At 52.8% G+C, this 26,900-nt stretch carries 26 protein-coding genes and 1 pseudogene; 11 read left to right on the top strand and 16 right to left on the bottom strand.

What is annotated here, in order from left to right; genetic code table 11:
• Positions 1-177: 177 nt before the first annotated feature.
• Entirely contained in the window at positions 178-798 is a 621-nt protein-coding gene (locus tag ABLV78_RS14400) for a histidine phosphatase family protein (protein WP_071647597.1), read from the bottom strand.
• Between the two features lie 252 nt (positions 799-1,050).
• Positions 1,051-1,599: a GNAT family N-acetyltransferase gene (locus ABLV78_RS14405; protein ID WP_032707855.1), complete on the bottom strand. Its 549-nt coding sequence runs from the start codon at positions 1,597-1,599 to the stop codon at positions 1,051-1,053.
• Between the two features lie 338 nt (positions 1,600-1,937).
• Between ABLV78_RS14405 and ABLV78_RS14410 the strand changes: the two genes are divergently transcribed.
• Together ABLV78_RS14410 and ABLV78_RS14415 are read left to right on the top strand one after the other, a co-directional pair.
• Positions 1,938-2,294, top strand: a complete 357-nt coding sequence (locus ABLV78_RS14410; protein WP_161798772.1) for an ASCH domain-containing protein — start codon at positions 1,938-1,940, stop codon at positions 2,292-2,294.
• Between the two features lie 202 nt (positions 2,295-2,496).
• Positions 2,497-2,715, top strand: coding sequence for a DUF7661 family protein (locus ABLV78_RS14415; protein WP_015366962.1), 219 nt, complete (start codon positions 2,497-2,499; stop codon positions 2,713-2,715).
• Between the two features lie 315 nt (positions 2,716-3,030).
• Here the strand turns inward: ABLV78_RS14415 and ABLV78_RS14420 are convergent, their stop codons facing one another.
• Positions 3,031-3,633: a TetR/AcrR family transcriptional regulator gene (locus ABLV78_RS14420; RefSeq protein ID WP_015705172.1), complete on the bottom strand. Its 603-nt coding sequence runs from the start codon at positions 3,631-3,633 to the stop codon at positions 3,031-3,033.
• Positions 3,634-3,771: 138 nt separating this feature from the next.
• Between ABLV78_RS14420 and ABLV78_RS14425 the strand changes: the two genes are divergently transcribed.
• A complete protein-coding gene (locus ABLV78_RS14425; protein WP_015705171.1) occupies positions 3,772-4,173 on the top strand; it encodes a RidA family protein in 402 nt (133 codons plus the stop codon).
• 955 nt (positions 4,174-5,128) lie between these two features.
• On the opposite strand, the gene ABLV78_RS14430 is transcribed toward ABLV78_RS14425, so the two are convergent.
• Positions 5,129-5,701 (bottom strand): flavin reductase family protein, encoded by a 573-nt coding sequence (locus tag ABLV78_RS14430; RefSeq protein WP_047046604.1) that lies wholly within the window; start codon positions 5,699-5,701, stop codon positions 5,129-5,131.
• A 129-nt stretch (positions 5,702-5,830) separates the two neighbouring features.
• On the opposite strand from ABLV78_RS14430, the gene ABLV78_RS14435 reads away from it, so the two are divergent.
• The 3 genes from ABLV78_RS14435 (at position 5,831) to ABLV78_RS14445 (ending at position 8,478) form a co-directional block, all read left to right on the top strand.
• Positions 5,831-6,730, top strand: coding sequence for a LysR family transcriptional regulator (locus ABLV78_RS14435; protein WP_032709936.1), 900 nt, complete (start codon positions 5,831-5,833; stop codon positions 6,728-6,730).
• Positions 6,731-6,929: 199 nt separating this feature from the next.
• Positions 6,930-7,838 (top strand): LysR family transcriptional regulator, encoded by a 909-nt coding sequence (locus ABLV78_RS14440; RefSeq protein ID WP_032711470.1) that lies wholly within the window; start codon positions 6,930-6,932, stop codon positions 7,836-7,838.
• A 133-nt stretch (positions 7,839-7,971) separates the two neighbouring features.
• Entirely contained in the window at positions 7,972-8,478 is a 507-nt protein-coding gene (locus ABLV78_RS14445; protein WP_045396209.1) for an SRPBCC family protein, read from the top strand.
• A gap of 266 nt (positions 8,479-8,744) precedes the next feature.
• Here ABLV78_RS14445 and ABLV78_RS14450 read toward each other — a convergent pair whose 3' ends face one another.
• Positions 8,745-9,773: an alpha/beta hydrolase gene (locus ABLV78_RS14450; RefSeq protein WP_047046608.1), complete on the bottom strand. Its 1,029-nt coding sequence runs from the start codon at positions 9,771-9,773 to the stop codon at positions 8,745-8,747.
• A 13-nt stretch (positions 9,774-9,786) separates the two neighbouring features.
• A complete protein-coding gene (locus tag ABLV78_RS14455) occupies positions 9,787-11,016 on the bottom strand; it encodes an MFS transporter (protein WP_047046611.1) in 1,230 nt (409 codons plus the stop codon).
• Positions 11,017-11,311: 295 nt separating this feature from the next.
• On the opposite strand from ABLV78_RS14455, the gene ABLV78_RS14460 reads away from it, so the two are divergent.
• The 3 genes from ABLV78_RS14460 to ABLV78_RS14470 all read left to right on the top strand — a co-directional run bounded on the left by ABLV78_RS14460 (position 11,312) and on the right by ABLV78_RS14470 (position 13,757).
• Positions 11,312-12,211: a LysR family transcriptional regulator gene (locus ABLV78_RS14460; RefSeq protein WP_045396202.1), complete on the top strand. Its 900-nt coding sequence runs from the start codon at positions 11,312-11,314 to the stop codon at positions 12,209-12,211.
• 39 nt (positions 12,212-12,250) lie between these two features.
• Complete coding sequence (locus tag ABLV78_RS14465) at positions 12,251-12,940, top strand: helix-turn-helix transcriptional regulator (protein ID WP_047046614.1); 690 nt, start codon at positions 12,251-12,253, stop codon at positions 12,938-12,940.
• 70 nt (positions 12,941-13,010) lie between these two features.
• Positions 13,011-13,757, top strand: a complete 747-nt coding sequence (locus tag ABLV78_RS14470; RefSeq protein ID WP_047046617.1) for an SDR family NAD(P)-dependent oxidoreductase — start codon at positions 13,011-13,013, stop codon at positions 13,755-13,757.
• A 105-nt stretch (positions 13,758-13,862) separates the two neighbouring features.
• Here the strand turns inward: ABLV78_RS14470 and ABLV78_RS14475 are convergent, their stop codons facing one another.
• Both ABLV78_RS14475 and ABLV78_RS14480 read right to left on the bottom strand, forming a co-directional pair.
• Positions 13,863-14,354: a 2-thiouracil desulfurase family protein gene (locus tag ABLV78_RS14475; RefSeq protein ID WP_020079058.1), complete on the bottom strand. Its 492-nt coding sequence runs from the start codon at positions 14,352-14,354 to the stop codon at positions 13,863-13,865.
• Positions 14,355-14,409: 55 nt separating this feature from the next.
• On the bottom strand, positions 14,410-15,573 hold the full coding sequence (locus ABLV78_RS14480; protein ID WP_047040950.1) for a M20 aminoacylase family protein: 1,164 nt from the start codon (positions 15,571-15,573) through the stop codon (positions 14,410-14,412).
• Positions 15,574-15,830: 257 nt separating this feature from the next.
• On the opposite strand from ABLV78_RS14480, the gene ABLV78_RS14485 reads away from it, so the two are divergent.
• Entirely contained in the window at positions 15,831-17,030 is a 1,200-nt protein-coding gene (locus ABLV78_RS14485) for an MFS transporter (protein ID WP_047046941.1), read from the top strand.
• Positions 17,031-17,084: 54 nt separating this feature from the next.
• Here the strand turns inward: ABLV78_RS14485 and ABLV78_RS14490 are convergent, their stop codons facing one another.
• From ABLV78_RS14490 to ABLV78_RS14525, 8 genes and pseudogenes are all read right to left on the bottom strand, one after another.
• Positions 17,085-17,807 carry an amino acid ABC transporter ATP-binding protein gene (locus ABLV78_RS14490; protein WP_032715551.1) on the bottom strand — a complete coding sequence of 241 codons (723 nt, stop codon included), beginning with the start codon at positions 17,805-17,807 and terminating at the stop codon, positions 17,085-17,087.
• Positions 17,794-18,558: an amino acid ABC transporter permease gene (locus ABLV78_RS14495; protein WP_020079062.1), complete on the bottom strand. Its 765-nt coding sequence runs from the start codon at positions 18,556-18,558 to the stop codon at positions 17,794-17,796. The genes ABLV78_RS14490 and ABLV78_RS14495 overlap by 14 nt, the downstream gene beginning before the upstream one ends.
• Before the next feature lie 63 nt (positions 18,559-18,621).
• On the bottom strand, positions 18,622-19,389 hold the full coding sequence (locus ABLV78_RS14500) for a basic amino acid ABC transporter substrate-binding protein (RefSeq protein WP_047046620.1): 768 nt from the start codon (positions 19,387-19,389) through the stop codon (positions 18,622-18,624).
• Between the two features lie 95 nt (positions 19,390-19,484).
• Positions 19,485-20,384 (bottom strand): MurR/RpiR family transcriptional regulator, encoded by a 900-nt coding sequence (locus ABLV78_RS14505; RefSeq protein ID WP_045396181.1) that lies wholly within the window; start codon positions 20,382-20,384, stop codon positions 19,485-19,487.
• A pseudogene (locus ABLV78_RS14510) lies at positions 20,381-21,333 on the bottom strand (iron-siderophore ABC transporter substrate-binding protein). Before ABLV78_RS14510 ends, ABLV78_RS14505 begins: the two are co-directional and overlap by 4 nt.
• An 11-nt stretch (positions 21,334-21,344) precedes the next feature.
• Entirely contained in the window at positions 21,345-22,397 is a 1,053-nt protein-coding gene (locus ABLV78_RS14515; protein WP_047046626.1) for a FecCD family ABC transporter permease, read from the bottom strand.
• Positions 22,394-23,419: a FecCD family ABC transporter permease gene (locus tag ABLV78_RS14520; RefSeq protein ID WP_047046628.1), complete on the bottom strand. Its 1,026-nt coding sequence runs from the start codon at positions 23,417-23,419 to the stop codon at positions 22,394-22,396. Before ABLV78_RS14520 ends, ABLV78_RS14515 begins: the two co-directional genes overlap by 4 nt.
• Complete coding sequence (locus ABLV78_RS14525; protein ID WP_047046631.1) at positions 23,416-24,237, bottom strand: ABC transporter ATP-binding protein; 822 nt, start codon at positions 24,235-24,237, stop codon at positions 23,416-23,418. The genes ABLV78_RS14520 and ABLV78_RS14525 overlap by 4 nt, the downstream gene beginning before the upstream one ends.
• 505 nt (positions 24,238-24,742) lie before the next feature.
• Between ABLV78_RS14525 and ABLV78_RS14530 the strand changes: the two genes are divergently transcribed.
• Positions 24,743-26,815 carry a TonB-dependent siderophore receptor gene (locus tag ABLV78_RS14530; protein ID WP_072251462.1) on the top strand — a complete coding sequence of 691 codons (2,073 nt, stop codon included), beginning with the start codon at positions 24,743-24,745 and terminating at the stop codon, positions 26,813-26,815.
• Positions 26,816-26,900 lie beyond the last annotated feature (85 nt).

The raw sequence follows: 26,900 nt of genomic DNA on the forward strand, positions 1-26,900 counted from the left end.
GCCCGCATCCGGCACAACGCGGGTAAGTTAATCCGAGTTCTTCGTTTCATAGCAACGTCCCCCCTTGATTAAGGATAGCGTTGCATCGACCCGTTGAACTCACAGCGAGGAGTGAACATTGTGCTTAAATAATGATGACTCTGGCAGGATGGGTTTTCAATGCCTGGAAGGTAGCCACTAATTCAGGTGACGTAAATGTGTAGCAATCCCCCACTTTAGGCCAATACATTTTCCATTAATCAGGTCGATAACAGAATAACTTGCATTGGGATGAGCATAGCGAGGGAAACTATCGACAGTCCCTTCTTTAAGAATTGCCAGAGTGCCCTGACTGACATGCCCGTGAGACACAATACATATTGTTTGTTGATGTGATGAGGTATCTTCCAGGTTTTGTAAAAAACGCATAACTCGCTGAGAAGCATGCGCCAGTGACTCCCCCCCTGGTGGACAATACTCTGCATCAAGCCTGAATAATGCATTTGCATAGTTTGGATGTTTTTGTCTGAGTAGTTCTAACGGCATACCTTCAAACTGACCAAAGGCCTGCTCTTTAAGGGCCGGTTCAGCCGTCAGTGAACAATGAAAGTGTTCAGCCAGGCTTTGCCCCATTTGCCAGGCACGCCCAAGCGGAGAAGCGTAAACACGCTCTATTTGATACTCACTTGCACTAAACGCTGCTAGTAGGAGGGATGTTTCACGCAAACCCCGACAGGTCAAGGAGCTATCGCTGTGCCCCTGAATAATTCCTTCCCAATTCCACTCTGTTTCTGCGTGTCGAACAAGTATCAATTTCATCGTTAGCTGGCCATGCTCGTTGTTGATCAAAATGTCCCAACTGCGCGATGTCAAACACACACCGTTGAAGCAGCGGAAGGCTTTCCTGTTGTGGAAATAATGAACAAGTGTAGCTTATTGCCGTTATGCAGCGGCTCTGGGTGTGGGGCGCTGAATTTTATCCGTAGTTAACTTCCGCTTTTGGCACGGAGCGGACGTGTTAACGAAGCTGAAGGTCCGCTGGGAGCGCTTAGCGGACATGCCATCAGCTTATCAGCCACCTTTACGAGCATTCCATTCATCACGTGTGATTTCCCATAGCTCGGAATCCAGCAGACCGCTGACATATGCTTTCTTTTCAGTCCTAATGAGCCGCATGCCACTGCTTTGTGAGATACGTTTGGAGCGGTTATTGAGAGCCGCTTTCGGCGCACGCAATATAGTCTTATTTAAGGAATTGAACCAATAATCTGTAGCTGCGTTACAGGCCTCACGCATAAAACCTTTGCCCTGATGCTCCGGAGATAACCAAAATCCTCGGTTGTTATCCTCAACATCATAAAGACAGATTAAACCTACCATGTTGTCAGGTGTTTCACGATGCCTAATAGTCCAGATCCAAGCGATTCCATTTGCTATATCAGGCAAGGCAACGTTATTGACATAATTCTCGGCGCCATTATCCGGATAGGGCCACGGTACTGATGAGACCATGTACCGAACAATCTCCCAGCGAGGATAAAGTATCTGAATTTGTGAGGCATCTTCTGAGGATAATGGTTTTAACAGTAAGCGTTCTGTATAGAGAATAGGTATTGGCATCAGCACTTTTCCTTCCTGAACTTAGTGTCTATTACTATTTAAGCCATTAAATAGCTATCTCAATGTATCTTGATGTACAGAAAATATCTATACAATAGGAGGCGCGGTTAACAAGCAGTCAGGGGCAGTTTTTGGCACTGCGCGGATGAACCAACTGAGTTTAAGCTCCAGTCTGAGCGAAGAGCAAACCACACTATCTGAGGTAACGTATTACTGTTAATGGTGACCCCATTAACGCTAATACTATTATTACTTTTTTCATCAACGGTTAGGCAGATGCATTAATGGTTAAGCTTAGGGAAATAGAAATGAAATATCCAGGCGCAGGGGCCTGGCAAATGGGAGACAGTCCAGAACTGGCAAGCGAGCTTGCTAACCTTATTAAAAAAGGAATCAAAACGGCCTCTTGTGGATCTTTTGCCTCTTACCAACAGGAAGAATCTGCTCCGAGGATTGGCAGCTATAACATAATTCTTGATGGACAGAATGTCCCGGTATGCGTGATCCGGCTGGTTTCGCTACAATTGGTGCGTTTTTGCGATATTAATGAGGAGTTCGCTCGCAAAGAGGGTGAAGGCGATTTAAGTCTTGAATACTGGAAGAAAGAGCATCAGCGATTTTTCATCCGTGAAGGTCATTTTTCTGAGGATATGGAGTTGATCGCAGAAGAATTCGAAGTGGTTGAGGTGCTGTAATCGGAGATAAAATTGCTGATGTTTATCTATCACCCTTTTCATAAACGTCCGCTCCTGGCACGAAGCGGTCAGCATGCAGGATCACCAGAACTGTCATGACAAAAGAAGATGTTGTCCTCTAACGAATGCAGGATTTATTCTCTGCCTTTCTTATTCGAAGTAATATAACGTGTGGTTTGATTGACATTACTGGAGGTATAACATGTTGGTTTATAATGTCTTTGGTCGATACCTTGGCATTCTGCGTAAGAATGAGTGCTGGTTGGTTTTTCGAGTAGATCTGACAGAAAGAAAGTATTCCCGTATCTATGACGTTGTTATTCCAGATGATCTGGCAGAAGATGAAATTGCAGGCTGGTTAGATGATATTTTCCATGAAGCTGCAACCGAACGTCATCCAGATGTTAAACGCATCGAATAATTAATTGATCAAATTATCAATATCCGCTTCTGGCGCGACGCGGACTGCCTGAATAGCCGTACGATCTCTATGAATGAAAGGTGGAGTTTAGCTTCTCGAGCCTGTTTATACACAATCGGGCTGGCTGTATTGTAACGTCCGAAAAATCTGGTAAAACATTGCTACACAAAATTCTTTACTATCAAGATTCGTGAAGGCCGTATTGAACCGGCCTTATGTGATTTTCAGACTGAATTACTGACCCGAGAGAATCGAAGCCGGAACAAGCGGCACGGAGCTCAACTTATTAACGAACCTTCAGGTTGAGAATGGAGGTTATGGGTGCTTGCCCTCTTCCAGCAGGCCATTTACCAGCAGGGTGAAAACCTGAATCGCTTTTGGTAAAGCATGCTGCGGATCTTCACTGGCAGCCACCCACTGAGCGGCATTCAGTGCAGCTCCATTTAGCAGCCAGGCGGTAGCATCCACATCTACCGGCTTGATTAAGCCGCGTTCAATCAGATCTGAAATGCTCTCTCGGGTGGCGTCAAGGCAGTTGTTCTGACTCGGCCATTTCGTAGGATCGCCAAGAAAAGCCGGGCCATCAAGCAGAACGATACGCCGGACTTCTTCATCCAGAGCCATTCTGATATAGGCTATCCCTTCAGCCAGAAGCTTTTGCTGGTCATCCCTGAACTGTGTCGCTGCACTCTTGGCACTTTGTGCCATTTCTGAGTCAATCTGGGCAACCACAGCGGCAAGCAACCCTTTTTTGTCCCCAAAATTATGGTACAGAGCCCCACGCGTCAGGCCAACGCTGGCAGTCAAATCATCCATTGATGCTGCTGCAAACCCTTTTTCGGCAAAGGCTTTTCGTGCGGCTGTAATCAACTTCGTGCGGGTTTCTTCCATCGTTTCGGCGCGGCGTTTGGCAGCCATGCGGACTCCTTGCAATATACGCAGCGTATGAAATTTGACATACGCCGCGTATGTGTGGTTAAGTTTACATACACTGCGTATATTAATTGATTTATTTATGTCACGCACGGCTTCACACATCCGAAAAAAGGATACGTTATGAACCAACCGAAACCTGTTTTCCCGGCGAATCGCCACGCTCTCTATGAGAAGCATGGTTATTCTGCTGCGATCCGCTCTGGTGATTTACTGTTTGTATCCGGTCAGGTGGGTAGCCGGGAAGATGGTAGTCCTGAGCCCGACTTTGCAACGCAGGTAGAACGTGCCTTTGAAAACCTCAAGGCCACTCTTACCGCCGCAGGATGTTCGTTTGAAGATCTTATCGATGTGACAACCTTTCATACCGATCCGGAGAGTCAGTTTTCAACCATTATGCAGGTGAAACAAACCGTTTTTCCGAAGCCGCCATATCCCAACTGGACAGCCGTGGGGGTTAACTGGCTGGCGGGATTTGATTTTGAGATAAAGGTTATCGCCCGGATTCCGGAACATCAGCTTTAAAAACTTCACACACAGATATCACGAGCTCCGATATCTGTGTGTAAACCCGCCACCAGGTCAGCTAAGTCTGGCTTCGGCATTCACTTCATCCAATCGAGTGAATATTTTCTTTTTTTAAGCTCTGCAGTCAGCTCTTGCACATGTTTCAACGTGATATGGTATTTCGCTATAATGCCCCTGAGACTCATACGAATCCATTCCATATCGATATGACACTTTTTACCCCCTTTTCATATGGTCAGGGTGCAATTTGCTCTACACAGGTAAACTATTATCCTTCTGGGCTTCTGGGTATTGACGAAACAGCGCTAAATATTCAATTTTTCCACAGGTGCTCAAACCGCCTATATACAACTGACCTGCCCTCAGCGGCTTAGATTGTTTTATTGTGCCCGGATTCTGTGCTCTGCTGTAATAAGGCCGTCGTATGGGTGTACGTGGTTTTGATCTCTGTTTAATATATGAAACTCAAAAGCAGGAGTTATGATAAAAGTACAACGGTACTTATCCCCTCTCCTCAAACTATTGATGGTTACAGCCAGGATAAAGCGGATACCTTGCCGAGATACAGCGAGCGAAAATAGAGCCATCAGGTGCTGTCATCCCGCATCAGTCAGGACAAATTAGATGCCATTTATTATTGAGATCAAGAGGTTATCTCTGGCACGGAGTGGACGGATTCACTGAGCAGAAAGGCCACTGTGAGCGAAGAGCTGTCATGCTTACCTATGGAACAGGTTCTCAATGGTGGCATCACTTAATAATGAAGGGAAGCAAGCCAACGAATCAGCACAGGAAAGCCCATTATACACGTGTATAATGGGCTTTCCTGTTATGACAAGGCGAACTTAGCTGGAGGTCCGCAGTGAACGAGAAGCGGACATCTTAATTATTTTTTTATGCTACTACCTCAATGTAGCCATGTTATATGGCTACATTGAGACAGAGGTAAGGATTAGTCTTTTCCTGGACCATAATTAAATTTTGTACCTTTGCCAATGGCGTAAAACTGTCCGCCAGCTACGTAATGGACAGTACGTAATTCATCAGGCGCATCATCAAAAATCCAGTGCCCATTTCTGAAAACGCGGTCATCGCTCCATGCTCCGACAATTTCCCCCATGAACAAGTTGTGCTGCTTTTCATTTTCTTCATTGGGTATGACCTTACAGACTAGCCAACCAACGCAACCTTCAACTAAAGGCAGATCAAACTCTTTCTGATAAAACAGTGGAATTTTACTGTTTTTATCGGGTGTGTCAGAATAACTGTTGCCCCCAGCATATAAAACCATTTCCATCTGATTTACTACTGGGATCTGGACAACGTAATATCCGCTTTTTTCTACAAGCCCACGAGTAAATGCCTGTGGACCTATAAAAGCCATCACTTTGTTATTGCCTATTAATCCCACCCAAGCCGCTGCCATGACATTTTCAATGCCATCATTTTTAGCCGATATCATTGTTGTTGGCCCGATCTGCAATAAACGATAGGCTTTGTTTAACTCTACTGGTTGAATTGACATAATTTACTCTTTTGAGTTCTGATAAAAAATTAAGACAGGTTACTTATTTGATTGTTCGATTATATGACTGGAATAGTTGCAAATTAATTGCTATTATCAAAATACATTATTGCAATTTTCACAACAATCATGAACAAACTTGATGCTCTAAAGTTTTTTATCATCGCCTCTGATACCCTGAACTTCCGCGAAGCAGCAACCAAGCTGTCGGTTTCACCATCAGTAGTCACGCGGACAGTCGCTGAGCTGGAGAAACAACTTGGTGAACCTCTTTTCAAACGCAATACTCGTTCGATCTTTCTCACCAGTTTCGGCGAGCTATTTTTACCCCAAGCGAAGCGACTGCTGGAGGATTCTGAAAAACTATTTCAGACGGCGAAAGATGATAATGAAATGAAGGGTATTGTTCGTATCACATTACTTCGATTTCCAAATCATGAACAAATATTGTATGAACTATTGACTGCACTACGTCCCTATCCTGAGTTATTTATCGACTGGCGTTTAGATATGATGAAACTTGATACTATAGAGCATCGTATCGATATAGGTATACGCGTAGGGCGAGAACCTAATCCTAACTTTATCATTAAAAACATCGGGCAAGTTGAACATATTTTAGTCTCATCCCCTGAACTCATTGCACGCCTGGGAGCACCAACTGATTTAGAAGATCTTCGGCAGCGTTATCCATTTAGTGGTTTAATTAACCCTGATACAGGAAAATTATTTGAGTTTATGAGTGACGCAGTGAATACTTTTGTCCCTCGTCATATCGAGTTTTATACAACAGACCCATACGCCGAAATTCAGGCTGCCTTGGCCGGGAAAACAGTTGTACAATCCAGCGATTTTATTTGTAGGGAGTACTTAACAAGCGGCCAACTTGTTCCCCCACTGCCAGAACTGCGACAGGAGAAATGGCAATTCTATTTATATCGGCCTTACCAGCTGATTACTCCAAAAAGGGTGACGGTCGTTTTCTCGCTATTAGAAAAAATATTACGCAAATATTTCGCATCAAAATAACATTCTCCTCAACGTCCGCCTCTGGCACGGAGCGGACAAACTCAGGTCTGCCGTAAGCGAAGAGCGGATTTATCTTTACAAAGGTTACCAGCCAAAACTAAAAGATCACCAAAAGGAAAACACTCATAAACCTTCTAGACAACCTTTTCCCGAGCATTTAGCCTGAATTAAAATTTTATATCTGTCAGGCTACTTCACTATGAAAAATGATATGAGAACCCTCGACCTTAACCTTCTTAAGGCCCTTGATGCATTACTGGATGAAGGAAGCGTGACCCGGGCTGCGCAGCGCCTCTCCCTGACACAACCTGCCGTCAGTGGCATGCTTATTCGCTTGCGTGATTATTTTGACGATCCCCTCTTTGTTCGCACCAGTCACGGTATGGTTCCCACAATGCGGGCCACCGAACTTTCTATGCCGGTGAAACAAATACTCACCGATATCGCTATCATGCTGAAACCAAAGCAATTTGATCCTATGGCGGCGGAGCTGACTTATACCATCGTAGCAACGGACTATGCACTTAAGGCTGTTGTCGTTCCGTTGATGGCTGAGCTAAAACAACGTGCACCGAATATTAAAATCGCCGTGCGGCCCGTGGACAATGAGCGAATGTATCAGCAGTTGTCTCGGGGTGAAGTTGATCTGGCTTTGATAACACCGCAAACAACCCCCGAAGACCTGCATGGAAGAGCGCTCTATGAAGAAGATTATGTCTGCGTAGCACGACGTCATCATCCTCTGGCAGCGAGTTCGGAAATGACGCTCGAACAATTTTGCAAACAGGAACATATTTTGGTGTCATCAGAAGGTAACTTCACCGGTGTTACAGATGAAGCACTGGCTAAGCTCAGTCTGACACGACGAGTAGGCATGTCAGTTAACAGTTTTCAGGTGATACCTGATATATTGCAAGTGACTGATATGATTGCAGTTGTACCTCACCGCATGGTCTTGACTAACAACGATCTCATCATTCTCCCTTTGCCCCTGAAAGTACCCGGCTTTACCAAGAGCATGGCCTGGCATGAGCGAACCCATCGTGACCCAAGTCATCAGTGGATTCGTGCTTTATGCGCAGAAGTAAGCCAACATCCCGCGCCCTGATATAATTTATCTTATTAAGAATATAAGTAATGACAATTCGCCTTATAACTCCATTGCACCAATAATCACTGTCATCACGTTACTGCCGTAATGACACACGCAGTACACTCAACTATAGCAATTGGAGAAATTTATGAACGCGATTAACTGGCCTGAAGGCTTTATTCCGGGTTTTACCGATAACTTTGTTTCTAATGAAATGATCATCTCAGGTCTGAACGTCAATGATGTCTGGCCGCTCCTGTGTCAGCCACTGCTATGGCCGGAATACTATAAAAATTCCGCCGATGTGCGCTTTTATGACAACAAAGGTCCAGAATTGGAAAATGGGGTTCGCTTCTACTTCAGCACGTTTGGTTTCCCAGTTGAAGCTCAGGTTGTGGAGTTTGTTCCACCTGCTGAGGGTAAACCTGCTCGCCTGGCATGGCACGGATGGGCCGGTGAAAAAGATACCGCTCAACGACTCGATGTCCATCATGCGTGGCTACTGGAGGATCTTTCCGGTCATAGGGTCCGTATCCTAACGCAGGAAACACAGAACGGAGTCCCGGCAAAAGATCTGGCCAATACCCGCCCGAACCCAATGCTTAATGGTCATCAGGAATGGCTTGACGGCCTGATTCGAGCAGCAAAGAAATAATAAACCGCTTTCCACAGTCATATCACTGAGGCTGCACTTCCCCGCAGCCTCAAGAATATTTGCCCGTTTGCTATGGCACTTGATTACAGGTAAATCATGTAACCCCCGCAAGTGACACCACACAGCCATCTCTGTAATGTCCCCTCCTGGCACTACACAGACATTTCAACTCTCAGTGATGCGGCAGCATTTTGTCCTTTTGCTTAAATTACGCCCCACTACCGACCCGAAGGCCGGTAGCTGTTGATACAACCCATTTCCACGCGTTATTTCAGGTTGTTGCGGAAAAAGTCCGTCAGCTTGTCGAAGGGGATCACGTCCGTGCGGTCATACAGATCGACGTGCCCTGCCCCCGGAACGACATACAGCTCTTTAGGCTGACCGGCGCGTTTAAAGGCGTCCTCGCTGAACTCTTTTGAATGGGCTTGGTCACCGGTAATAAAGAGCATCGGACGCGGCGAAATGGTTTCAATATCATTGAAAGGATAGAAGTTCATAAACTTACCGATACTGCTCAGCATCGGTTTTGTCGTCAGTTCCTCTTTCTCGCCCTGCGGGGTATAACCGCCGCGTTCGGTACGGTAGAAATCAAAGAACTCGCGCTGAATTTCCGGCGTGGAAGCGTCCAGCTTATTCACAGTGCCCGGAATGTATGCTTTCTCTCCTCCTTTGAACTCGGCAAACCGCTGCTCAATGGCCGACTGGATAAAGGCCTTACGCTGTTCCAGCGTCTGGGAGTGGTTAAGGCCGTTACGAAACGCGGCGCCCATGTCATACATACTGACGGTGGCGATAGCTTTCATACGCGGGTCAATTTTCGCGGCGCTGATGACAAAACTTCCGCTACCGCAGATGCCCAGCACGCCGATATTTTCTGGATCAATAAACGATTGTGTACTGAGGTAATCCACCGCCGCGCTGAAATCATCCGCGTAGATTTCTGGTGAAATCAGGTGCCCCGGCTTGCCTTCGCTTTCCCCCCAGAACGAGAGATCGATCGCCAGCGTAACAAACCCCTGCTCCGCCAGCTTCTGCGCGTATAGGTTTGCGCTTTGTTCCTTGACCGCGCCCATTGGATGACCAACGACGATCGCCGGGTTTTTGGCGTTCTGATTTAACGTTTTCGGGACAAACAGATTGCCAACCACGTTCATTTGATACTGATTTTTAAAAGTGACTTTCTGCTGCGTCACTTTTTCGCTTTTATAAAAGTTATCAGCGCCTCTGGACATATCCGCCGCCGAGGCGGCAAATGCGCTGATGAACATTCCCAGGGCTAACGCAAATTTATTCATGATAGTTTCCTTGTCAGGACGAGTGTGATGAAAGACCATCGGCAGACGCGTCTGCACGTGAGGTCAGGAAAATCAGTACGGTTGCGATAATCAACATCGCGGCGCTGGCCAGAAAGGTGCTCTGGTAGCCATGATGGTCGAACAGCAGGCCCCCCACGGTGGATCCCAGCGCAATGGACAATTGCACCATCGCCACCATCAGCCCGCCGCCCGCTTCGGCATTTTGGGGGAACGTGCGTGGAACCCATGCCCACCATCCCACGGGCGCGGCGGTTGAAATAAACCCCCACAGCCCGAGCAAGGCCGTCACGATGGCTGCCTGGCTGCCAAACGCGATCAGAGCCAGCGCGACGATCGCCATCAGCACGGGAATCGCCATTAGCGTCGAGTAGAATCCGCGCTTCAATACCCGGCCAATCAGCGTGGTGCCGATGAAACCCGCCATCCCGATAACCAGCAGGATGAGAGTCACCGCTGAGGCGTCTACCTTCGTGACCGTCTCAAGGAAAGGCCGGATATAGGTAAAGAGCGTGAACTGTCCCATAAAGAAGATCCCCACCCCCAACATGCCCAGCATGACCACCCGACGGCGTAACAGTGCGAAGACGTTGCCAGCCCCCGCAGGCTGGCGGGTAACCGGCATGGAAGGTAGGCTGAGCAGTTGCCAAATAAACGCGACGATGGCGACGGGTAACAGACAGAAGAAGGCTCCCCGCCAGCCGATGACGGAACCCAGCCAGCTGCCCAGAGGCGCGGCCACAACGGTTGCCAGCGCGTTGCCGCTGTTAAAAATGGCCAGGGCCAGCGGAACACGGTGCACCGGCACCAGGCGCATCGCTGTCGCCGCCGACATCGACCAGAACCCGCCGACCACGATGCCAATCAGGGCCCGGCCCGTCATATAGGTCAGGTAATTAGGTGCCATCGCAATGACGCCCCCGGAAAGAGCCATGATGCACGTCAGGCCAAGCAACAGCGTTTTTCGATTAAGCGTGCCTGCCAGTCGGGAAATAAACAGGCTGGTCATCACCGCAAACGCGCCGGAAATGGCAATTCCCTGCCCGGCCATACCTTCGGTGACCTTCAGGGACTGCGCCATCGATGTCAGGAGGCTGACCGGCATAAATTCGGAGGCAATCAGGGCGAAGACGCACAGCGTCATAGCAAACACGCCGCCCCAGTGCGCCTGTTGTTTTTCACTGGCTCCGTTCTGATTTCTGGTTTCAGTTTTCTGATTACGCATTTAGCCTTTCTTTTCTGTTGATAATGCGATGCCCTTCCCCTCCTGAAACGGCGACGTGGGGGATAAGCGCGTGAGTAAAAGAGAACGATGGATATGGAAGGCGCGACGGCTCAATCCACAGCCCTGAGCCCGGCGGAGAGGATCATCAGCAGTGGCGTTTTACGGTGAGCATTTTCCATCTCGTTTAGCGTTGACTTTTTCATCGCATTATTGTTACCAATAGGCAGCAGTGAAACTAGCTAATGAATGCTTAATAGCCTTATAAGTAAAATTTATAAATAGCCCGGAAACCAACATGGCAAGACGCAACCTCAACGATTTACTCTCTTTCGTCACCGTGGCGCGGGAAGGCAGCTTCACGCGCGCCGCCGCGCAGCTTGGCGTGACCCAGCCTGCGCTAAGCCAGGCGATTTCCGGGCTGGAAGAACGAATGCAAATCCGACTATTAACGCGGACCACCCGCAGTGTGTCCCCGACGGCCGCCGGGGAGCGCCTGTTGCAATCGGTGGGCCACCGTATTGACGAGATAGAGGCTGAGCTGGATATGCTGACTGAACTGCGGGACAAGCCTGCAGGCACCGTCCGCATCACCTGCGGGCCGAACGTGCTGAAAACGACCCTGCTGCCCAAGCTTGCGCCGCTGCTCCGCGAATATCCGGATATTCATATTGAGTTCGATGCTAATCACGGATTCCGGGACATCGTGGCGGATCGGTTTGATGCGGGCGTGCGGCTTGGCGATACGATTGATAAAGATATGATAGCGATGCCAATCGGCCCGAAACTACGCATGGCCGCAGCCGCCTCGCCAGATTATTTCGCGCGATACCCGCAGCCGCAAACGCCTCATGAGCTGACGCAGCATCAGTGTATTAATTTGCGCATGGTCCGCTCCGGCGGGATTTATGTCTGGGAATTCGATCGCGAGGGAGGAGAGTTGAACGTCCGGGTTAATGGACAGTTGACGTTTAACACGTCGGATCATGTTGTCGACGCCGCCCTGGCCGGGTTAGGCATAGCCTTTTTACCTGAAGAGGAATTCGGCTCACACATCAGAGAAGGTCGTCTCGTGCGGGTGCTTGAGTCCTGGTGTCATCCTTTTCCGGGCTACTATCTTTATTATCCCAGCCGCAAGCAGCCTTCCCCTGCCTTTTCACTCGTTGTTGATGCGCTGCGCATGAACGGGAAACTTTAGATTTAAGATTTTTCGCAGTATCGGGATGGATTTATCAATATGACCAGAACAGAGAGGCTTCTCGAGTTACTACAGATATTAAGGGCGCAAAGATATCCCATCACGGCATCCACGCTCTCAGAAAGATTAGGAATAAGCGTGCGCTCGCTTTATAGAGATATAAAAACGCTACAGGATCAAGGGGTTCGTATTGAAGGTGGGGCCGGTATTGGTTATATCGTCAAGTCTGATTTTCATTTGCCGCCCTTAAATCTTTCTCATGAAGAAATCAATGCTATTACCCTTGGGCTAAACTGGGTATCTCATAACACAGATGATGATTTCAAAAATACAGCAAGGAACGCGCTTGCCAAAATACACGCCGTCATTCCTGATGAATTAAAAAACCTTATCGAAAGCCAATCCTATTTGATCGGCCCTGCAGAAAGTAATGAGGTATTTTTCAAAGACATTCGAAGCGCTATTAAAAAGCAAAGGAAAATCAAAATAAAATATTGTGACAAGAAAGGCGCTTACTCTTTTCGTGTTATATGGCCCATCGGATTGGCATATATGCAGTCATGTTGGCTTTTGGTCGCATGGTGCGAAATGAGAAATGATTTTCGTCACTTTAGAACTGATCAAATTGCAGAGATGGCACAACTGGACTCTATCTACAAGGAAAGCCGGACGGCTTTATTGAAAAAATGGAGAATAAAAGAAAGGATCGACGAGGCAAAAGAGTACTGACAAAAACTGTCACAGCGATTTTGTATACTCCCCCAGATGCAAGACTCAATACTACGTCATAGGGGGAATGATGAATTTCCAGAATAAAGTTGCTGTCATCACAGGAAGCACGACAGGGATAGGTGAGGCAGTCGCAGAGCAATTACACCAACATGGGGCTAAGGTCGTTATTGTCTCCCGTTCACCAGAGCAGGCCATCCAAAAAGCGAAACAATTATCTTCACAGGGGCAACAGGCGCTGGCGATCGGATGCGATGTGTCACAACCCGAGCAAGTAGAGAAAATGATCGCTAAAGTTATCAAACATTTTGGCAGACTTGATTATGCTGTAAATAATGCGGGCATCACAGGTGAACATGGTAAAAATATAACAGAGCAGACAGTTGAAAACTGGGATAAAGTTATTGCCACTTCATTGAGCGGCGTTTTTTACTGCCTAAAATACGAAATACCTGCAATGATGAAGTCTGGCGGTTCTATCGTTAATTTATCTGCAGTAAATGGTCTGGTTGGCATTCCAGGATTAGCGCCTTACACCGTGGCTAAACACGGTATCATCGGTTTGACCCAAACCGCAGCATTAGAGTTTGCAACGCAAGGCATTCGAATCAATGCCGTCGCTCCGGGCTATGTCCAAACGCCACGAATGAGTGAATTTCCTGACAATATCGTACGTAGTTTCGCCAATAGCCACCCTATGAAGAGGATGGCAAAAATGCGGGAAATAGCAGACTTCATACTGTTTTTGCTGTCAGAAAATGCGGCGTTCTGTACCGGCGGCGTTTATCCCATCGATGGTGGTTATTTAGCTGAGTGAAACTCCCCCCAGTGCTTTTAAACTGCAAGAGTTTCATAAGGCTTTAACGTCGGCTATGTCGAGGTATGAACCTCATACAGTTCGACGTTAACCCTGGGGAACCGCTCATTCCCGTTCTTCTATCCAGCTCACAAGCTCCGCAAACTGAGCTTCTGAAAATACCGCGATGCCATGCTCACTGAGCAGTGACGCCGCCACTCCCATACCCGATTTACGCTGATTACTGAAAGAACCGTTATAGATAAACTGACTGCCGCACGTAGGACTACCATCAGTTAATAATGCGGCGGTACAACCTGCTTCTTGTGCTGCTCGCAGAGCCAGCCAGGCTGCCAGTTGATAATGCGGCGTAACATCCCTTCCCGTATTCTCAATTATTCTGGCTTGTCCACTCATTACGTCTCTCCCATCAGCCGACACGATCTCGGCAGGTGGTCGCGGAACAGGTAGCCCGGCAGCCAGCTCAGGGCAGTGGATTACCAGGCGCTGCTCCCGTTGCCAGCGAGCAAGTTGATGGGTCATCTGCGCTTTCTCTTTTCCGTTATAACGGACTTTAAGGCCCATCAGGCAGGCACTGACCAATATTTTATTTATCATTTCTTTGTTGGCCCCCGGAGACCGTTCACCCGCGCTTTCCGCGGCACACGAAAACTTAGCCCTGCCCGGCAGGCAGCAGTGATTCCACCAGCGCCGTCCACAGCGCCACGCCGGGCGCCAGCAGATCGTCGTTAAAATCGTAGCTGGCATTATGTAGCGGCCTGGAGGGCGTCTCGCCGTCTGTGCCTATCCAGAAATAGGCGCCGGGACACGCTTCCAGCATGCAGGCAAAATCCTCCGACGCCATGGAAGGATTGATCTGCCAGCGCACCGCGGCTTCGCCGAGCTCGGCCTGCGCCACCTCGCGCACCTTCAGCGCCTGTTGCGCATCATTTTTGGTCACCGGATAGCCCGGATACCACGCAATCTGACCGTCAACGTCGGAAACCTGCGGCTGCGTATGCACGTACTGCTCAATCAGGTTTTTTACCCGCTCGCGCACCGTATTGCTCAGGCAGCGAAAAGTCCCGCGCAGCACCACGCGGTCCGGCAGCACGTTGATCGCCTCACCGCCGTTGATCTGGGTAATGCTGACCACCGCGGAATCCTGCGGCGACAGGCGGCGCGACGGAATCGTCTGCAGCGCCATAATCAGCTGGGCGGCGGCGACGATAGGGTCGGCGCCGCTTTCCGGCATCGCCGCATGACAGCTTTTACCGGTGAGCGTTATCTCGAAGGCGTCAAGCGAGGCCATCATTGCCCCGGGATTCACCGCCACATGCCCCAGCGGCAAGCCTGGCCAGTTGTGCAACGCGTAAATGGCGTCCATCGGGAAGCGCTCGAACAACCCCTCTTCCACCATTTTGCGCGCGCCGCCGAGGTTCTCCTCCGCGGGCTGAAAGACAAAATGCACGGTGCCGCCAAAGTTGCGGGTCTGGGCAAGGTGCGCGGCGGCAGCCAACAGCATGGCGGTGTGGCCGTCATGACCGCAGGCATGCATCACGCCAGCACGACGCGAACGATATTCCACCGTCCCCTGTTCAGCGATCGGTAGCGCATCCATATCGGCGCGCAGGCCAATCACCGGCCCCGGGCCGTTCTCAAGCGTCGCGACCACCCCGGTACCTGCCAGCCCGACATGTACCTGCAGGCCGAACGAAGCCAGTAGCCCGGCAACCCGACGCGAGGTCTCCTGCTCCTGGTACCCGAGCTCCGGATGAGCATGAAAATCGCGACGCCAGCCGATAGCTTCGGCAATCAGTGAAGACGATACCGCCATGTCCTGTTCCTTCCATTACTGAATGAGTGGTCCCCGTCCTGCTGCTTCCAGGCGGCACCCTTCGTTATATCCTTTCGCCCCCGCGGCTGACAACTTCAGCGATGATGATTTTTGTCTATTCACCAGCGGATCGTTTTATCGATATCAAAAATAGTAGCTGTTTCAGCGGTGACTTCCGTCAGCTGATTAATTATCATGCAGACTGGTCGGCGTCTTGCCGGATTATCCACCTGCAACCTTCCGTTATCGGGAATACAATGTTTAACCCAGACCAGAATCGCCTGGCCCCCACGCTGGCGATGATCATGGCCGCTTCACTTGTGGGATTTATCACCGGCTATACGGTGCCATTAATCAGCCTCGAGCTGGCGCAGCAGCAAGTTGCTCCGCTTTATGTCGGCCTGCTGGCCGCGCTGCCGCCCGCTGGAATGATGCTCTCTTCTTTTCTTTCTCCCGCGCTGTGCCGTCGTTTTGAAATGGGCGCGTTGCTCAGCGTTAGCCTGATCCTGCTGGCGTTGGCGACCATCGCCTCCTGCATGACCACCGACATGACGCTGTTGCTGGTGCCGCGTCTGCTGACCGGACTCGCCTCCGGCGTCATTATCGTATTGGGGGAAAGCTGGATAACCGGCGGCGCGGCGGGCAGTAATCGCGCTACTCTCACCGGCATCTATGCCTCGGCCTTTACCGGCTGCCAGCTCGCCGGCCCGCTGCTTATCTCCGTCGGCCCCGCCTGGCAACACGCGGCGCTGATGGCCATTGTCGCCATTACCGCCGTTTGCCTGCTAATGCTGCGTCATCTGCCGCGCGGCAGTCGCGAAAGCCTTGCCGAGCGCGCCAGCTGGCGCAGCCTGGGGGCGTTTCTGCCGGTGCTGGCCTCTGGGGTATTCTGCTTTGCCTTCTTCGACGCCAGTATTCTCGCGCTACTGCCGCTGTACGGCATCGATAAAGGTTTAAATGAAACGATGGCGGTACTGCTGGTCACCGTCGTCCTCACCGGCGACGCCATGTTTCAGGCGCCGCTGGGCTGGGTTGCCGACCGCTTCGGCATCCGTCGCGTGCATCTTATCTGCGCGGTTGTCTTTAGCCTGTCGCTACTGGCGCTGCCGTTTATGCTCGCCTCGCGCGTACAGCTGATGGCTATCTGCCTGCTGCTCGGCGCCGCGGCGGGGGCGCTTTATACCCTGTCGCTGGTGCGGGCGGGTAAAACCTTTAGCGGGCAAAAGTTAATCATGATTAACGCCCTGTTTGGCTTTTTCTGGTCCTCCGGTAGCGTGGCCGGGCCGATTGTCAGCGGCATGCTGATTGGCGTCTCCGGCTACGACGGCTTGATCATCACCCTGTTCGCCAGCGGCGTGCTGTTCCTGCTTATCCAGTGCCTTAGCAAGAATGAAAAAACGCTGCTCGCCAATGAGCAGGAAGAAGACATGGAAGAGGCTACCGAGACCGCGCAATAGTGGGCGTTGTTGATAACGGGCAGGCGGGACTCCACCTGCCCGTTTTGCTTATGGCTACAGCACCTTACTGAGGAAGGCGGCGGTGCGTGGATTGGTCGGCGCGCTAAAGATCTGCGCCGGTTTGCCCTCTTCCTGAATCACCCCCTGATCGATGAAAATCACCCGGTCAGCCACTTCTCGGGCAAAGCCCATTTCGTGGGTCACGATTACCATCGTCATCCCTTCGCTGGCGAGATTTTTCATCACTTCGAGCACATCCCCTACCAGTTCCGGATCCAGCGCTGACGTGGGCTCATCAAACAGCATAATCGACGGCTTCATTGCCAGCGCGCGGGCAATCGCTACCCGCTGCTGCTGACCGCCGGAGAGGCTGGAAGGCCAGGCATCGCGCTTATCGCTGAGGCCCACTTTCGCCAGCAAGGCATCCGCCAGGTCGACCGCCTGCTGGCGCGGCATGTTGCGCAGATTCATCGGCGCCATCAGCAGGTTTTCCAGCACCGTCATATGCGGGAACAGGTTAAAGCGCTGGAACACCATGCCAACGCTTTCGCGCATCTTGTTGAGGTCGGTCGTCCGGTCATGGGCGGCAAAGCCGTTGACCACCACTTCGCCTTCGCTCACAGTTTCCAGCGCGTTCATGCAGCGCAGAAAGGTGCTTTTGCCGGAGCCGGAGGGCCCGATAATGCACACCACTTCCTGCGGTTTAATATCGCAGCTGATGCCGCGCAGTACGTGGCTATCGCCAAAGCGCTTATGTAAGTTATTAATGTGAATCACTTTTGCCAAACCTCTTTTCCAGACGGTTAACCAGCTGCGCCAGCAGGAAGGTAATCACCCAATAGACCAGCGAGATAGTCAGGTAGGGTTCCCAGTAGGTGGCGTAAGCGCCGGAGACGGTTCGCGCCGCGTAGGCCAGATCGGCAAGCCCGATCGCCGAGGCTAGCGATGAGTCTTTAACAATAGCGATAGCGTTGTTGCCAAGCGGCGGCAGAATGCGGCGAAACGCCTGCGGCAGGATCACTTTACGCATGGTTTTCCACCACGGCATACCCAGCGCGCGCGAAGCTTCCATCTGCCCTTTATCGATAGACTGGATGCCGGCGCGGAAAATCTCCGACACGTAGGCCCCGGCGTTGAGGGTAATCGCCACGATACAGGAGAGAAACGCGCCGTAGTTAGAACGCAGTTCGCGGGCAAAATCGGCGCTCATTATCCCGCTGGTGACCAGCAGGCCGTCGCGCGGGTTAATAAACAGCGGCACCAACGCAAAGTGTACCACCATGATCTGCACGAACAGCGGCGTACCGCGGAAGGCGCTGACGTAGAAGCGTACCGGAAACTGCACCAGATAACGCAGAATATATTTCCATGGTCCGTGCTCGGCCTTCGCCATCCGCCCCAGTCCAAGCGTTAACCCCCACAGCGTCCCGAGGATCACGCAGATAATGGTACATTTAATCGTCATCAAGGCGCCGTCCATAAACAGCGGGCCGTACTCCTCGATGATCTCCCAACGGAATCCCGTCATAGTCCTTCCCTAAAAAAATACGGCCATCGCCTGAGCGACAGCCGCGGTCACTGAAAATGGGTGTTATTGCGCAGGCAGCGTCGGTACGTTGTCATCGAACCAGGTTTTATAGATTTTGGCGTAGGTGCCGTCGGCAACGATTTTCTGCAAACCGGCGTTGATTTTGCCCAGCAGTTCACTGTTACCTTTAGCGACGGCGATACCGAAATACTGGCGCTCAAATTTAGCGTCAGGCACCAGCTTGAACTGCTTTTCCGGGTGCTGCTTGATGTAGTATTTTACTACCCCGACGTCACCTACCGCGGCGCTGACGCCATCCTCAAACAGCTCCTGCAGCATCAGCGGCGTATTGTCGAAGCGCTTAATGGAGGTGCTGTTTTTACCCAGTTCCTGCGAAACCACAATATCGCCGGTGCTGGAGTTCACCACCCCAACTTTCTCGTTTTTCAACGCCGCCAGCGAGTTCACTTTTGAACCTTCCGGCACCACAATCGACTGCTCGGCCGGGAAGTACGGCGTAGAGAAATCCACCATCTGTTTGCGTTTATCGGTGATAGTAATACCCGAGATGATAATGTCGCGATCGCCGGTGCCCAGGGTGGCGAAAATGCCCTCCCAGGGGGTGTTGACCAGCTTCACGTCAAAACCTTCGGCCCTGGCGATGGCTTTGATGATATCGATATCAAAGCCTTCCAGCTGTTTTTGACTATTTTCGAATTCAAAGGGACGGTAGGTGCCGCCGGAGCCGACGGTATAGGTTTCCGCAGCCGCCTGTCCGGCTGCCGCCAGCGCGGCCATCATGAAACACGCTTTGAGCAAATTCTTGACCATGAGATATCCTTTTTATGCATTTATTTTGCATAAAAATACACATACTTAGCATGGCATGCAACCGGAAAGCATCCGGATAGTGAATTATCTTTTGTTCAACCGCGTTGACCACCTGATTTGCCGATGGCTCGATGCAATTCATTGATTCGCTTCATTGATTTGACCGTCTTTTGCGGCGCGGTCGAGGCGACGGACAGCACGATCATCTCAAGGCAAATCAGCACGGTGCCGTGCAGCGGCACCCGCCCGTTATCGCCGCCGCGCGGAACATCAATCACCACCTGCGCCAGTTGACTGAAGCGCGAATCCAGCGCCTGGGTGAGTAATATCGTCGGGATCCCCAGCCGCTGCGCCTCGCGCAATGTGGTCATGCCCTCCCGATGCGGTGATTTTTGCCCCATCATAATCAGCACATCGCCGCGCTGCAGGCTAATCAACTGCTCGGCAAGACTGAAGCCGGTACGGTTGAGGGTACAGGCAGGTAAGCCAATACGATTAAACAGACGCGCGGTGTACTCGGCGAGGATCCCCGACGCCCCGATGCCAAATATCGCCACCTGACGCGCATCGCCCAGTAGCGCCACCGCCTGGGCTACCGCCGCGCGATTATCGGCACGCGATAGCACCTCACAGGCGCGTTGATGACCATCCAGCACAAAATCGATGCTGGAATTGACATCACAGGAGAGCGCCCCCACCGTCGAGCGCATCTTTTCCGACGAGGTCGCTGACGGCCCGAACCAGCGCGCCATGGTCTCTTTTAACTCGCGCAGCCCAGCAAAACCCAATGCCTGAATCGCCCTCACCACGGTGGCATCGGAGGTGTGGGTGGCGGTGGCGATCTCCATTGCCGTGCGTTCCAGCACCACTTCACGATTATCATTGATGTAGTTTGCCACCTCGCGTAAACGGGGCGAAAGCTGGTGCGCGCGAGCGCGAAAGCGCTCGCCAAACAGATCGACTCTGCCCTTCTCTTTTTTCACCCCTGCTTTCATTTCGCCCCCGCTGGAATCGGCCGTCCGGCGATGTGCGACTGCACCTGAGCCACCATCAGCGTCAATGCGGCGTACGAATTAGAAATAACCTCTTCGCGCGGCAGCAAAATATAGCGGCCGGTTCGGCAGGCGCGCATAAAGTCACACCAGCCGGGCATGACCGCCTCCATGGCCTTTAGCTCATCCTGCGGCTTACCGCCGGTGTCCGAACGCCAGGTGGCGAAGACAAAATCGGCATCCAGCTCCGGTAGCTGTTCGGCGCTGACGTCGATTCGCTGGCCATCGGGGATCTTGTCGATCAACGGCGGGAAGCGGAACCCGGCGTCGCGCAGAACCCGCCCCAGCGCGTGATACGAGTGGTGTACCGTCACCTTGCCGTTATTCGCCTGAATCACCGACACTCGGTACTGCTGCGGGTCGACCGTGGCCTTTAGCTGTTTAATTTGTTCCTGATAACGACGTTCAAGCACCGCCAGCCGGGCCTGGCTGCCGGTGAGCTGCGCCAGTTTGCGGTAAATCAGCGGCGCGCTGCCCTGCAGGTGATCGATACTGACCGTCGGCGCGATTTTCGCCAGCTGCTCCACCGAGACATGGCGGCTGGGCTCGGTAATAATCAGATCCGGCTTCGCCGCGGCCACGGCTTCAAGGTCAATATCGGCGGTGCCAATAAAGCGAATATCGCTATTGTCGAAATCGACGCCGGTTAACTGAGCGCTCGAGCGCAGGTAATGGCTGCCGTCAGGGCGCGTGCGGCCATGGCTGGCCACCGGCGGCACCCCAAGCTCGATCAGCGGGATGGTAATATCGAGATCGTGCATCGAAACGATACGCTGCGGATGCAGCGGTACGCTCACCGTACGACCTAAATCGTCGGTGAAGGTTTGCGAATCGACAGCCGCGGCAGCGCCCGCGCACAGCACCAGCAGAGAAACGAACCAACGCATAACAATCCTTTTTGATTTACAGGGCGTCACGGCGACGCCAAAGCAGAGCAATAAAAAATGGGCACCCTACCAGCGCAATGACAATCCCCGCCGGGATCTGCAGCGGCGCAAACGCCAGCCGCCCCAGCGTATCGGTTGCCAGCACCAGCAACGCGCCAATCAGCGCGCTGCCGCAGAGCAGCGCCACCTGACCGCCGCGCAGGACGAAGCGCGCCATATGCGGCGCCATCAGACCGACAAAACCCAGACTGCCAACGCAGGAAACGCTGGCAGAGGTCAGCAGCACGGGGGCGAAGAAACGCAGTAACGTGAGCTGGGGCAAACGCACGCCAAGACCGATGGCGGTACTGTCGCCAAGCAGCGCCACATCCGCCGCGCGGGCAGTGCAGAACAGAATCAGTGCGCCAGGCAGCGCCCAGCAAAACGCCACCGCCAGCAGCGGCCAGCTCGCCGCGTGCAGGCTGCCGGAGAGCCAGATCATCGCCGTCTGTACATCGCGTACGTCGGCGGTGGTCATAAAAATGCCAACCGCTGCCGCCAGCGTCCACGACACGCCAATGCCAATCAAAATAAAGCGCGGACGTGAACAATCGCGCGCCAGCGCCAGCACCAACAGCGCCACCAGCACGCCGCCGAGCATTCCCGCCAGCGGTCGCCACGCCAGCCCTACGGCCGGAAAAAACAGAATTAGCGCCAGCACGACAATGCAGGCGCCCTCTTTGACGCCAATCAGGCCGGGGTCCGCCAGACCGTTACGGGTAATGCTCTGCATCGCCGCCCCGGCCAGCCCAAGCATGGCGCCGCACAGCAGCGCCATCAAAATTCGCGGCAGGCGGATGTCAAACAGGATAAAACGCTGCTGTTCGCCAATCTGCTCCGGCGCCAGCAGCGCACGCGCCCATGTCGAAGATGGCAGCGGGAAGCTGCCTCGGCTGAGGCTGTAGAGCCCGAGAGCCAGCAAAAGCAGCAGGATGAAGGCGGCAATTTTTAATGAAGCCGGGCGCAACAACAGATGCCTTGAAGCAAAACCCAGTGGCCGAAATCCGGCGCGGTGAACGGCGCGTTTCATTTAAAAAACCTCGCGGCGATAAAGATAAATAGCGGTGCGCCCACCAGCGCGGTCATCGCCCCGGTCGCCAGTTCCTGCGGCGCGACGAGGGTACGGGCGGCGATATCCGCCAACACCAGCACCAGCGCCCCGACCGGCGCCGCCAGCGGTAACGCCAGACGAATATCTTGCGTTATCAGACGGCGCACTACGTGCGGCACCACCAGCCCGACGAACCCAATTGGCCCGGCGACCGCCACCGCCGCGCCGCACAGCAGCGCGATAGCGACCAGCCCCAACAGTCGGGTCTGCACCAGATTCACCCCCAGCCCCAGCGCCACTTTATCGCCCAGCGCCAGCACGTTCAGGCGTGGCGCGAGAAGCAGCGCCAGTCCCATGCCAGAAAGCGCCGGCACCAGCGCCGCCTGTAGGCTAGCCCAGTTCAACCCGGACAGATCGCCGGCAAGCCAGGTGCGCATCGCCAGCAGCGTTTGTTCATCAAGAATTAATATCGCCGCCGTCACCGCCGAGGCAAACGCCGAGAGCGCCACGCCGCATAGCGTGATGCGCAGCGGCGTCGCCCCGCCGCGCCCGGCAGCGGCCAGCGCCATCACCCCGCCGAACAGCAGCGCCGCGCCACAGGCGGCGGTTAGCGGGCGTGCCGCCGGAAAATCGCCGAGAGAGAGGCCCAGCGCCGAGGTCGCGACCACCGCCAGCGAGGCGCCGGCGTTAAGCCCAAGAATATGCGGTTCGCCAAGCGGGTTGCGGATCACCGTCTGCAGCAGCACCCCGGCTACGCCGAGCGCCGCGCCGGTCACCAGCGCCGCCGCCAGCCGAACCAGACGTAAATCAACAATAATACGGTGATCGAAGTTCCGCGGATCGTACTCGAGCAGCGCCTGCAGGACCGTTTGCGGCGCGATCCAGCGGGCGCCTAAACCAAGATGAACCAGCGAACCGGCGATAAGCATCAGGGTTAATAGCAGCAATGGCAGCCGCGGACGGGTACGACGCCGCGTGGCGTACAGCACGGAGGCGCTCATCGGGCAACGGCCTGGGGTGCGCGAAACGGCATAAAGAAAGGTTTGCCGGTTTGCGGATTGATTGACATCTGCACATCAACATCAAAGACGTTTTTAATCAGTTCGGGGCTGCAGATTTCCTGTTCTGAAATGGTCCCGACTATCCGCCCCTTTTTGAGAAATACCAGCAGATCGGCGTAGTTCACCGCAAAGTTCAGGTCGTGAAGGACCGTTACCACCGTGCGGCCATGCTGGCGGGTCAGGCTTTGCAGCAGTTCAAGAATATCGACCTGATAGCGCAGGTCGAGCCAGGTGGTTGGCTCATCCAGTAAAATGGTTTTCGTCTGCTGGGCCAGCGCCATCGCAATCCAGCAGCGCTGACGCTGGCCACCGGAAAGGCTATCGACCGGCAGATGGGCGAATTCGGCGGTGCCGGTTAATTGCAGCGCCTCTTCCACCGCCTGTTCATCGGCTGCAGACCACTGGCGCATCAGCCCCTGCCACGGGTAGCGCCCGCGCGATACCAGTTCAAACACCGTGAGCCCTTCCGGCGTCAGTGGCGATTGCGGCAGGATCCCCAGCTGGCGGGAGACCGCTTTGGTCGGCATGTCGTGGATGGTCTTTCCGTCCAGACGCACGCAGCCGCCGAGCGGTTTTAGCATCCGGGCGATGGTCGATAATAGCGTTGATTTGCCTGAGCCGTTGGCCCCGGCAAGCACCGTCATTTTACCGCTGGGGATCGTCAGGTTAATGTCATCGACGATAAGCGTCTGGCCATATCCGGCCGACAGGGATTCCAGGACGATCCCCTTTTCTGCAGGGTTTACCCGCTGTGGCATAACTCGCTCCTGCGCCGCAGCGTTCCGGCATCAGCCCTCGACGTTCTGCAGTCAAATCAAAATAAATCTCATTCTCTTTTGATCATGAAGGGGATGAATGTAGTAGTCAATACTGTGCTTCATGTTGTTATCGTTACGTTCACTACCCCGCGGCGACACAAAATGAATTTTATGAATAGTATTTATAATCAATAAAATAAAAGCATCCCACTACCTACGACAGGCTGCGAAATCGTGCTTTTCTTCTGCGACGATTTTTTATCTTACATAACATTTACTACTACATTTCTTCGTGCTTGAATGATTCTCAATTACATATCTGAAGGCGCGTTCAGACGCTTAACAGATAGGTTTTATTTTCAGGGCAATGATTTTATTGGCTTTATCTGACCGCAAAGGCAGATTCGTTCACGAGAAACAGATAATGACTCAACCCCATGTCGCCTGCAGGACGTTGCAAGGGCGCGCGCTTTTTTCGCTTCTTTTTTTAGCCTCACCGGGATTAATGGCCGCAGAAAATAACGCGGCAAATAATACAAAAGACGCCGAGGACACCATTACCGTGGTGGCTGACGGCCGCCAGCAGAACGCCACCAGCGGCTATCAGCCACTGAGTTCATCTACGGCGACATTGACCTCAATGCCGCTGTTGGATATTCCGCAGGTGGTGAATACCGTCAGCGACCGGGTGCTGGAAGATCAGCACGCCACCTCGTTGGATGAAGCGTTGTATAACGTCGCCAACGTGGTGCAGACCAATACCCTCGGCGGTACCCAGGATGCCTTTACCCGCCGCGGCTTTGGCGCCAATCGCGACGGTTCTATCATGACCAACGGCCTGCGCACCGTTCTGCCGCGCAGCTTTAACGCCGCTACCGAACGGGTGGAAGTTCTGAAAGGCCCGGCCTCGACGCTGTACGGTATTCTCGACCCCGGCGGACTGATTAACGTTGTCACCAAACGCCCCGAGCGCCAGTTCTCTGGTTCTGTCTCCGCCACCTCCAGCAGTTTTGGCGGCGGCACGGGTAGCTTCGACGTGACCGGTCCGATAGAAGGGACTCGTCTGGCCTATCGACTGATCGGCGAATATCAAAATGAAGATTACTGGCGTAATTTCGGCAAGAACAAAAGCAGCTTTATCGCCCCTTCCCTGAGCTGGTTTGGCGATAGCGCGACTATTACCGCTTCGTATTCACATCGCGATTACAGCGCCCCCTTTGACCGCGGCACCATTTTCGATCTCAAGACTGGCCACGCGGTCAACGTCGACCGTAAAACCCGTTTCGATGAAGCCTTTAATATCACCGATGGTTATTCCGATATTGCCCAATTGAATGCCGAGTATCGACTTAACAGCGCCTGGACCGCGCGCTTTGATTACAGCTACAGCCAGGATCACTACAACGATAATCAGGCCAGGGTGATGGCCTATGATTCTGCGACCGGCAACCTGACCCGCCGGGTCGACGGTACCCATGGCTCAACGCAAAAAATGCATTCCACCCGCGCCGATCTACAAGGCAATGTGGTAATCGGCGGCTTTTATAATGAAGTGCTGACCGGCGTCGCCTATGAGAATTACGATCTGCTGCGTACCGATATGCTGCGTTGTAAGAACGTGAAAGGCTTTAATATTTATCATCCGGTTTACGGCACTCTCGATACCTGTAATACCGTCTCCGCTGCCGATAGCGATCAGCGTATCAAGCAGGAGAGCTACGCAACCTATCTGCAGGACGCCCTGTATCTGACCGACAACTGGATTGCCGTGGCCGGCGTACGCTACCAGTATTACACCCAGTATGCCGGGAAAGGCCGACCGTTTAACGTCAATACCGATAGCCGCGATGAGAAATGGACGCCGAAGGCAGGCCTGGTCTACAAGGTAACGCCAAACGTGTCGCTGTTTGCTAACGTCGCTCAATCGTTTATGCCGCAGTCGTCGATTGCCAGCTACATCGGCGAACTGCCGCCGGAAGAGTCCACCTCTTACGAAGTCGGCGCCAAATTCGACCTGTTAGAGGGTATTACCGCCAATATCGCATTATTTGATATTCATAAACGTAACGTGCTGTATACCGAAAGTATCGGCGACGAGACGGTGGCGAAGACCGCGGGTAAGGTTCGCTCGCGCGGCGTGGAGGTGGATCTGGCGGGCTCGCTCACCGATAACCTCAGCATCATCGCCAGCTACGGCTATACCGATGCTAAAGTGCTGGAAGATCCTGATTATGCCGGTAAACCGCTACCGAACGTGCCAAAACATACCGGTTCGCTGTTCCTGACCTATGACATTCATAACGTCTATAACAGCAACACCCTGACCGTTGGCGGCGGCGGCCACGCGGTCAGCAAACGGTCCGGCACCAACGGCGCGGATTATTATCTGCAGGGCTATGCGGTGGCCGACGTCTTCGCGGCTTACAAAATGAAGCTGCAGTATCCGGTAACGCTACAGGTGAATGTGAAGAACCTGTTTGATAAGACCTATTACACCTCGTCAATCGGCACCAATAATCTCGGCAACCAGATTGGCGACCCGCGTGAAGTGCAGTTTACGGTGAAAATGGATTTTTAAACCTTGCCCTGCCCCGGATAGCGGCGCGCTGCGCCTTATCCGGGCTACTTCTCCCCAACCCCTGCTGCGGGGAAATACCGGACAA

The sequence above is a fragment of the Klebsiella sp. CN_Kp075 genome (assembly GCF_040065055.2).
Classification (GTDB): domain Bacteria; phylum Pseudomonadota; class Gammaproteobacteria; order Enterobacterales; family Enterobacteriaceae; genus Klebsiella; species Klebsiella aerogenes.

Excerpts from the sequence above, each read along its gene's own strand:
- ABLV78_RS14400 (WP_071647597.1), bottom strand. The coding sequence starts at position 798 with ATGAAATTGATACTTGTTCGACACGCAGAAACAGAGTGGAATTGGGAA.
- ABLV78_RS14405 (WP_032707855.1), bottom strand. The coding sequence starts at position 1,599 with ATGCCAATACCTATTCTCTATACAGAACGCTTACTGTTAAAACCATTA.
- ABLV78_RS14410 (WP_161798772.1), top strand. The coding sequence starts at position 1,938 with ATGGGAGACAGTCCAGAACTGGCAAGCGAGCTTGCTAACCTTATTAAA.
- ABLV78_RS14415 (WP_015366962.1), top strand. The coding sequence starts at position 2,497 with ATGTTGGTTTATAATGTCTTTGGTCGATACCTTGGCATTCTGCGTAAG.
- ABLV78_RS14420 (WP_015705172.1), bottom strand. The coding sequence starts at position 3,633 with ATGGCTGCCAAACGCCGCGCCGAAACGATGGAAGAAACCCGCACGAAG.
- ABLV78_RS14425 (WP_015705171.1), top strand. The coding sequence starts at position 3,772 with ATGAACCAACCGAAACCTGTTTTCCCGGCGAATCGCCACGCTCTCTAT.
- ABLV78_RS14430 (WP_047046604.1), bottom strand. The coding sequence starts at position 5,701 with ATGTCAATTCAACCAGTAGAGTTAAACAAAGCCTATCGTTTATTGCAG.
- ABLV78_RS14435 (WP_032709936.1), top strand. The coding sequence starts at position 5,831 with ATGAACAAACTTGATGCTCTAAAGTTTTTTATCATCGCCTCTGATACC.
- ABLV78_RS14440 (WP_032711470.1), top strand. The coding sequence starts at position 6,930 with ATGAAAAATGATATGAGAACCCTCGACCTTAACCTTCTTAAGGCCCTT.
- ABLV78_RS14445 (WP_045396209.1), top strand. The coding sequence starts at position 7,972 with ATGAACGCGATTAACTGGCCTGAAGGCTTTATTCCGGGTTTTACCGAT.
- ABLV78_RS14450 (WP_047046608.1), bottom strand. The coding sequence starts at position 9,773 with ATGAATAAATTTGCGTTAGCCCTGGGAATGTTCATCAGCGCATTTGCC.
- ABLV78_RS14455 (WP_047046611.1), bottom strand. The coding sequence starts at position 11,016 with ATGCGTAATCAGAAAACTGAAACCAGAAATCAGAACGGAGCCAGTGAA.
- ABLV78_RS14460 (WP_045396202.1), top strand. The coding sequence starts at position 11,312 with ATGGCAAGACGCAACCTCAACGATTTACTCTCTTTCGTCACCGTGGCG.
- ABLV78_RS14465 (WP_047046614.1), top strand. The coding sequence starts at position 12,251 with ATGACCAGAACAGAGAGGCTTCTCGAGTTACTACAGATATTAAGGGCG.
- ABLV78_RS14470 (WP_047046617.1), top strand. The coding sequence starts at position 13,011 with ATGAATTTCCAGAATAAAGTTGCTGTCATCACAGGAAGCACGACAGGG.
- ABLV78_RS14475 (WP_020079058.1), bottom strand. The coding sequence starts at position 14,354 with ATGATAAATAAAATATTGGTCAGTGCCTGCCTGATGGGCCTTAAAGTC.
- ABLV78_RS14480 (WP_047040950.1), bottom strand. The coding sequence starts at position 15,573 with ATGGCGGTATCGTCTTCACTGATTGCCGAAGCTATCGGCTGGCGTCGC.
- ABLV78_RS14485 (WP_047046941.1), top strand. The coding sequence starts at position 15,831 with ATGTTTAACCCAGACCAGAATCGCCTGGCCCCCACGCTGGCGATGATC.
- ABLV78_RS14495 (WP_020079062.1), bottom strand. The coding sequence starts at position 18,558 with ATGACGGGATTCCGTTGGGAGATCATCGAGGAGTACGGCCCGCTGTTT.
- ABLV78_RS14500 (WP_047046620.1), bottom strand. The coding sequence starts at position 19,389 with ATGGTCAAGAATTTGCTCAAAGCGTGTTTCATGATGGCCGCGCTGGCG.
- ABLV78_RS14505 (WP_045396181.1), bottom strand. The coding sequence starts at position 20,384 with ATGAAAGCAGGGGTGAAAAAAGAGAAGGGCAGAGTCGATCTGTTTGGC.
- ABLV78_RS14515 (WP_047046626.1), bottom strand. The coding sequence starts at position 22,397 with ATGAAACGCGCCGTTCACCGCGCCGGATTTCGGCCACTGGGTTTTGCT.
- ABLV78_RS14520 (WP_047046628.1), bottom strand. The coding sequence starts at position 23,419 with ATGAGCGCCTCCGTGCTGTACGCCACGCGGCGTCGTACCCGTCCGCGG.
- ABLV78_RS14525 (WP_047046631.1), bottom strand. The coding sequence starts at position 24,237 with ATGCCACAGCGGGTAAACCCTGCAGAAAAGGGGATCGTCCTGGAATCC.
- ABLV78_RS14530 (WP_072251462.1), top strand. The coding sequence starts at position 24,743 with ATGGCCGCAGAAAATAACGCGGCAAATAATACAAAAGACGCCGAGGAC.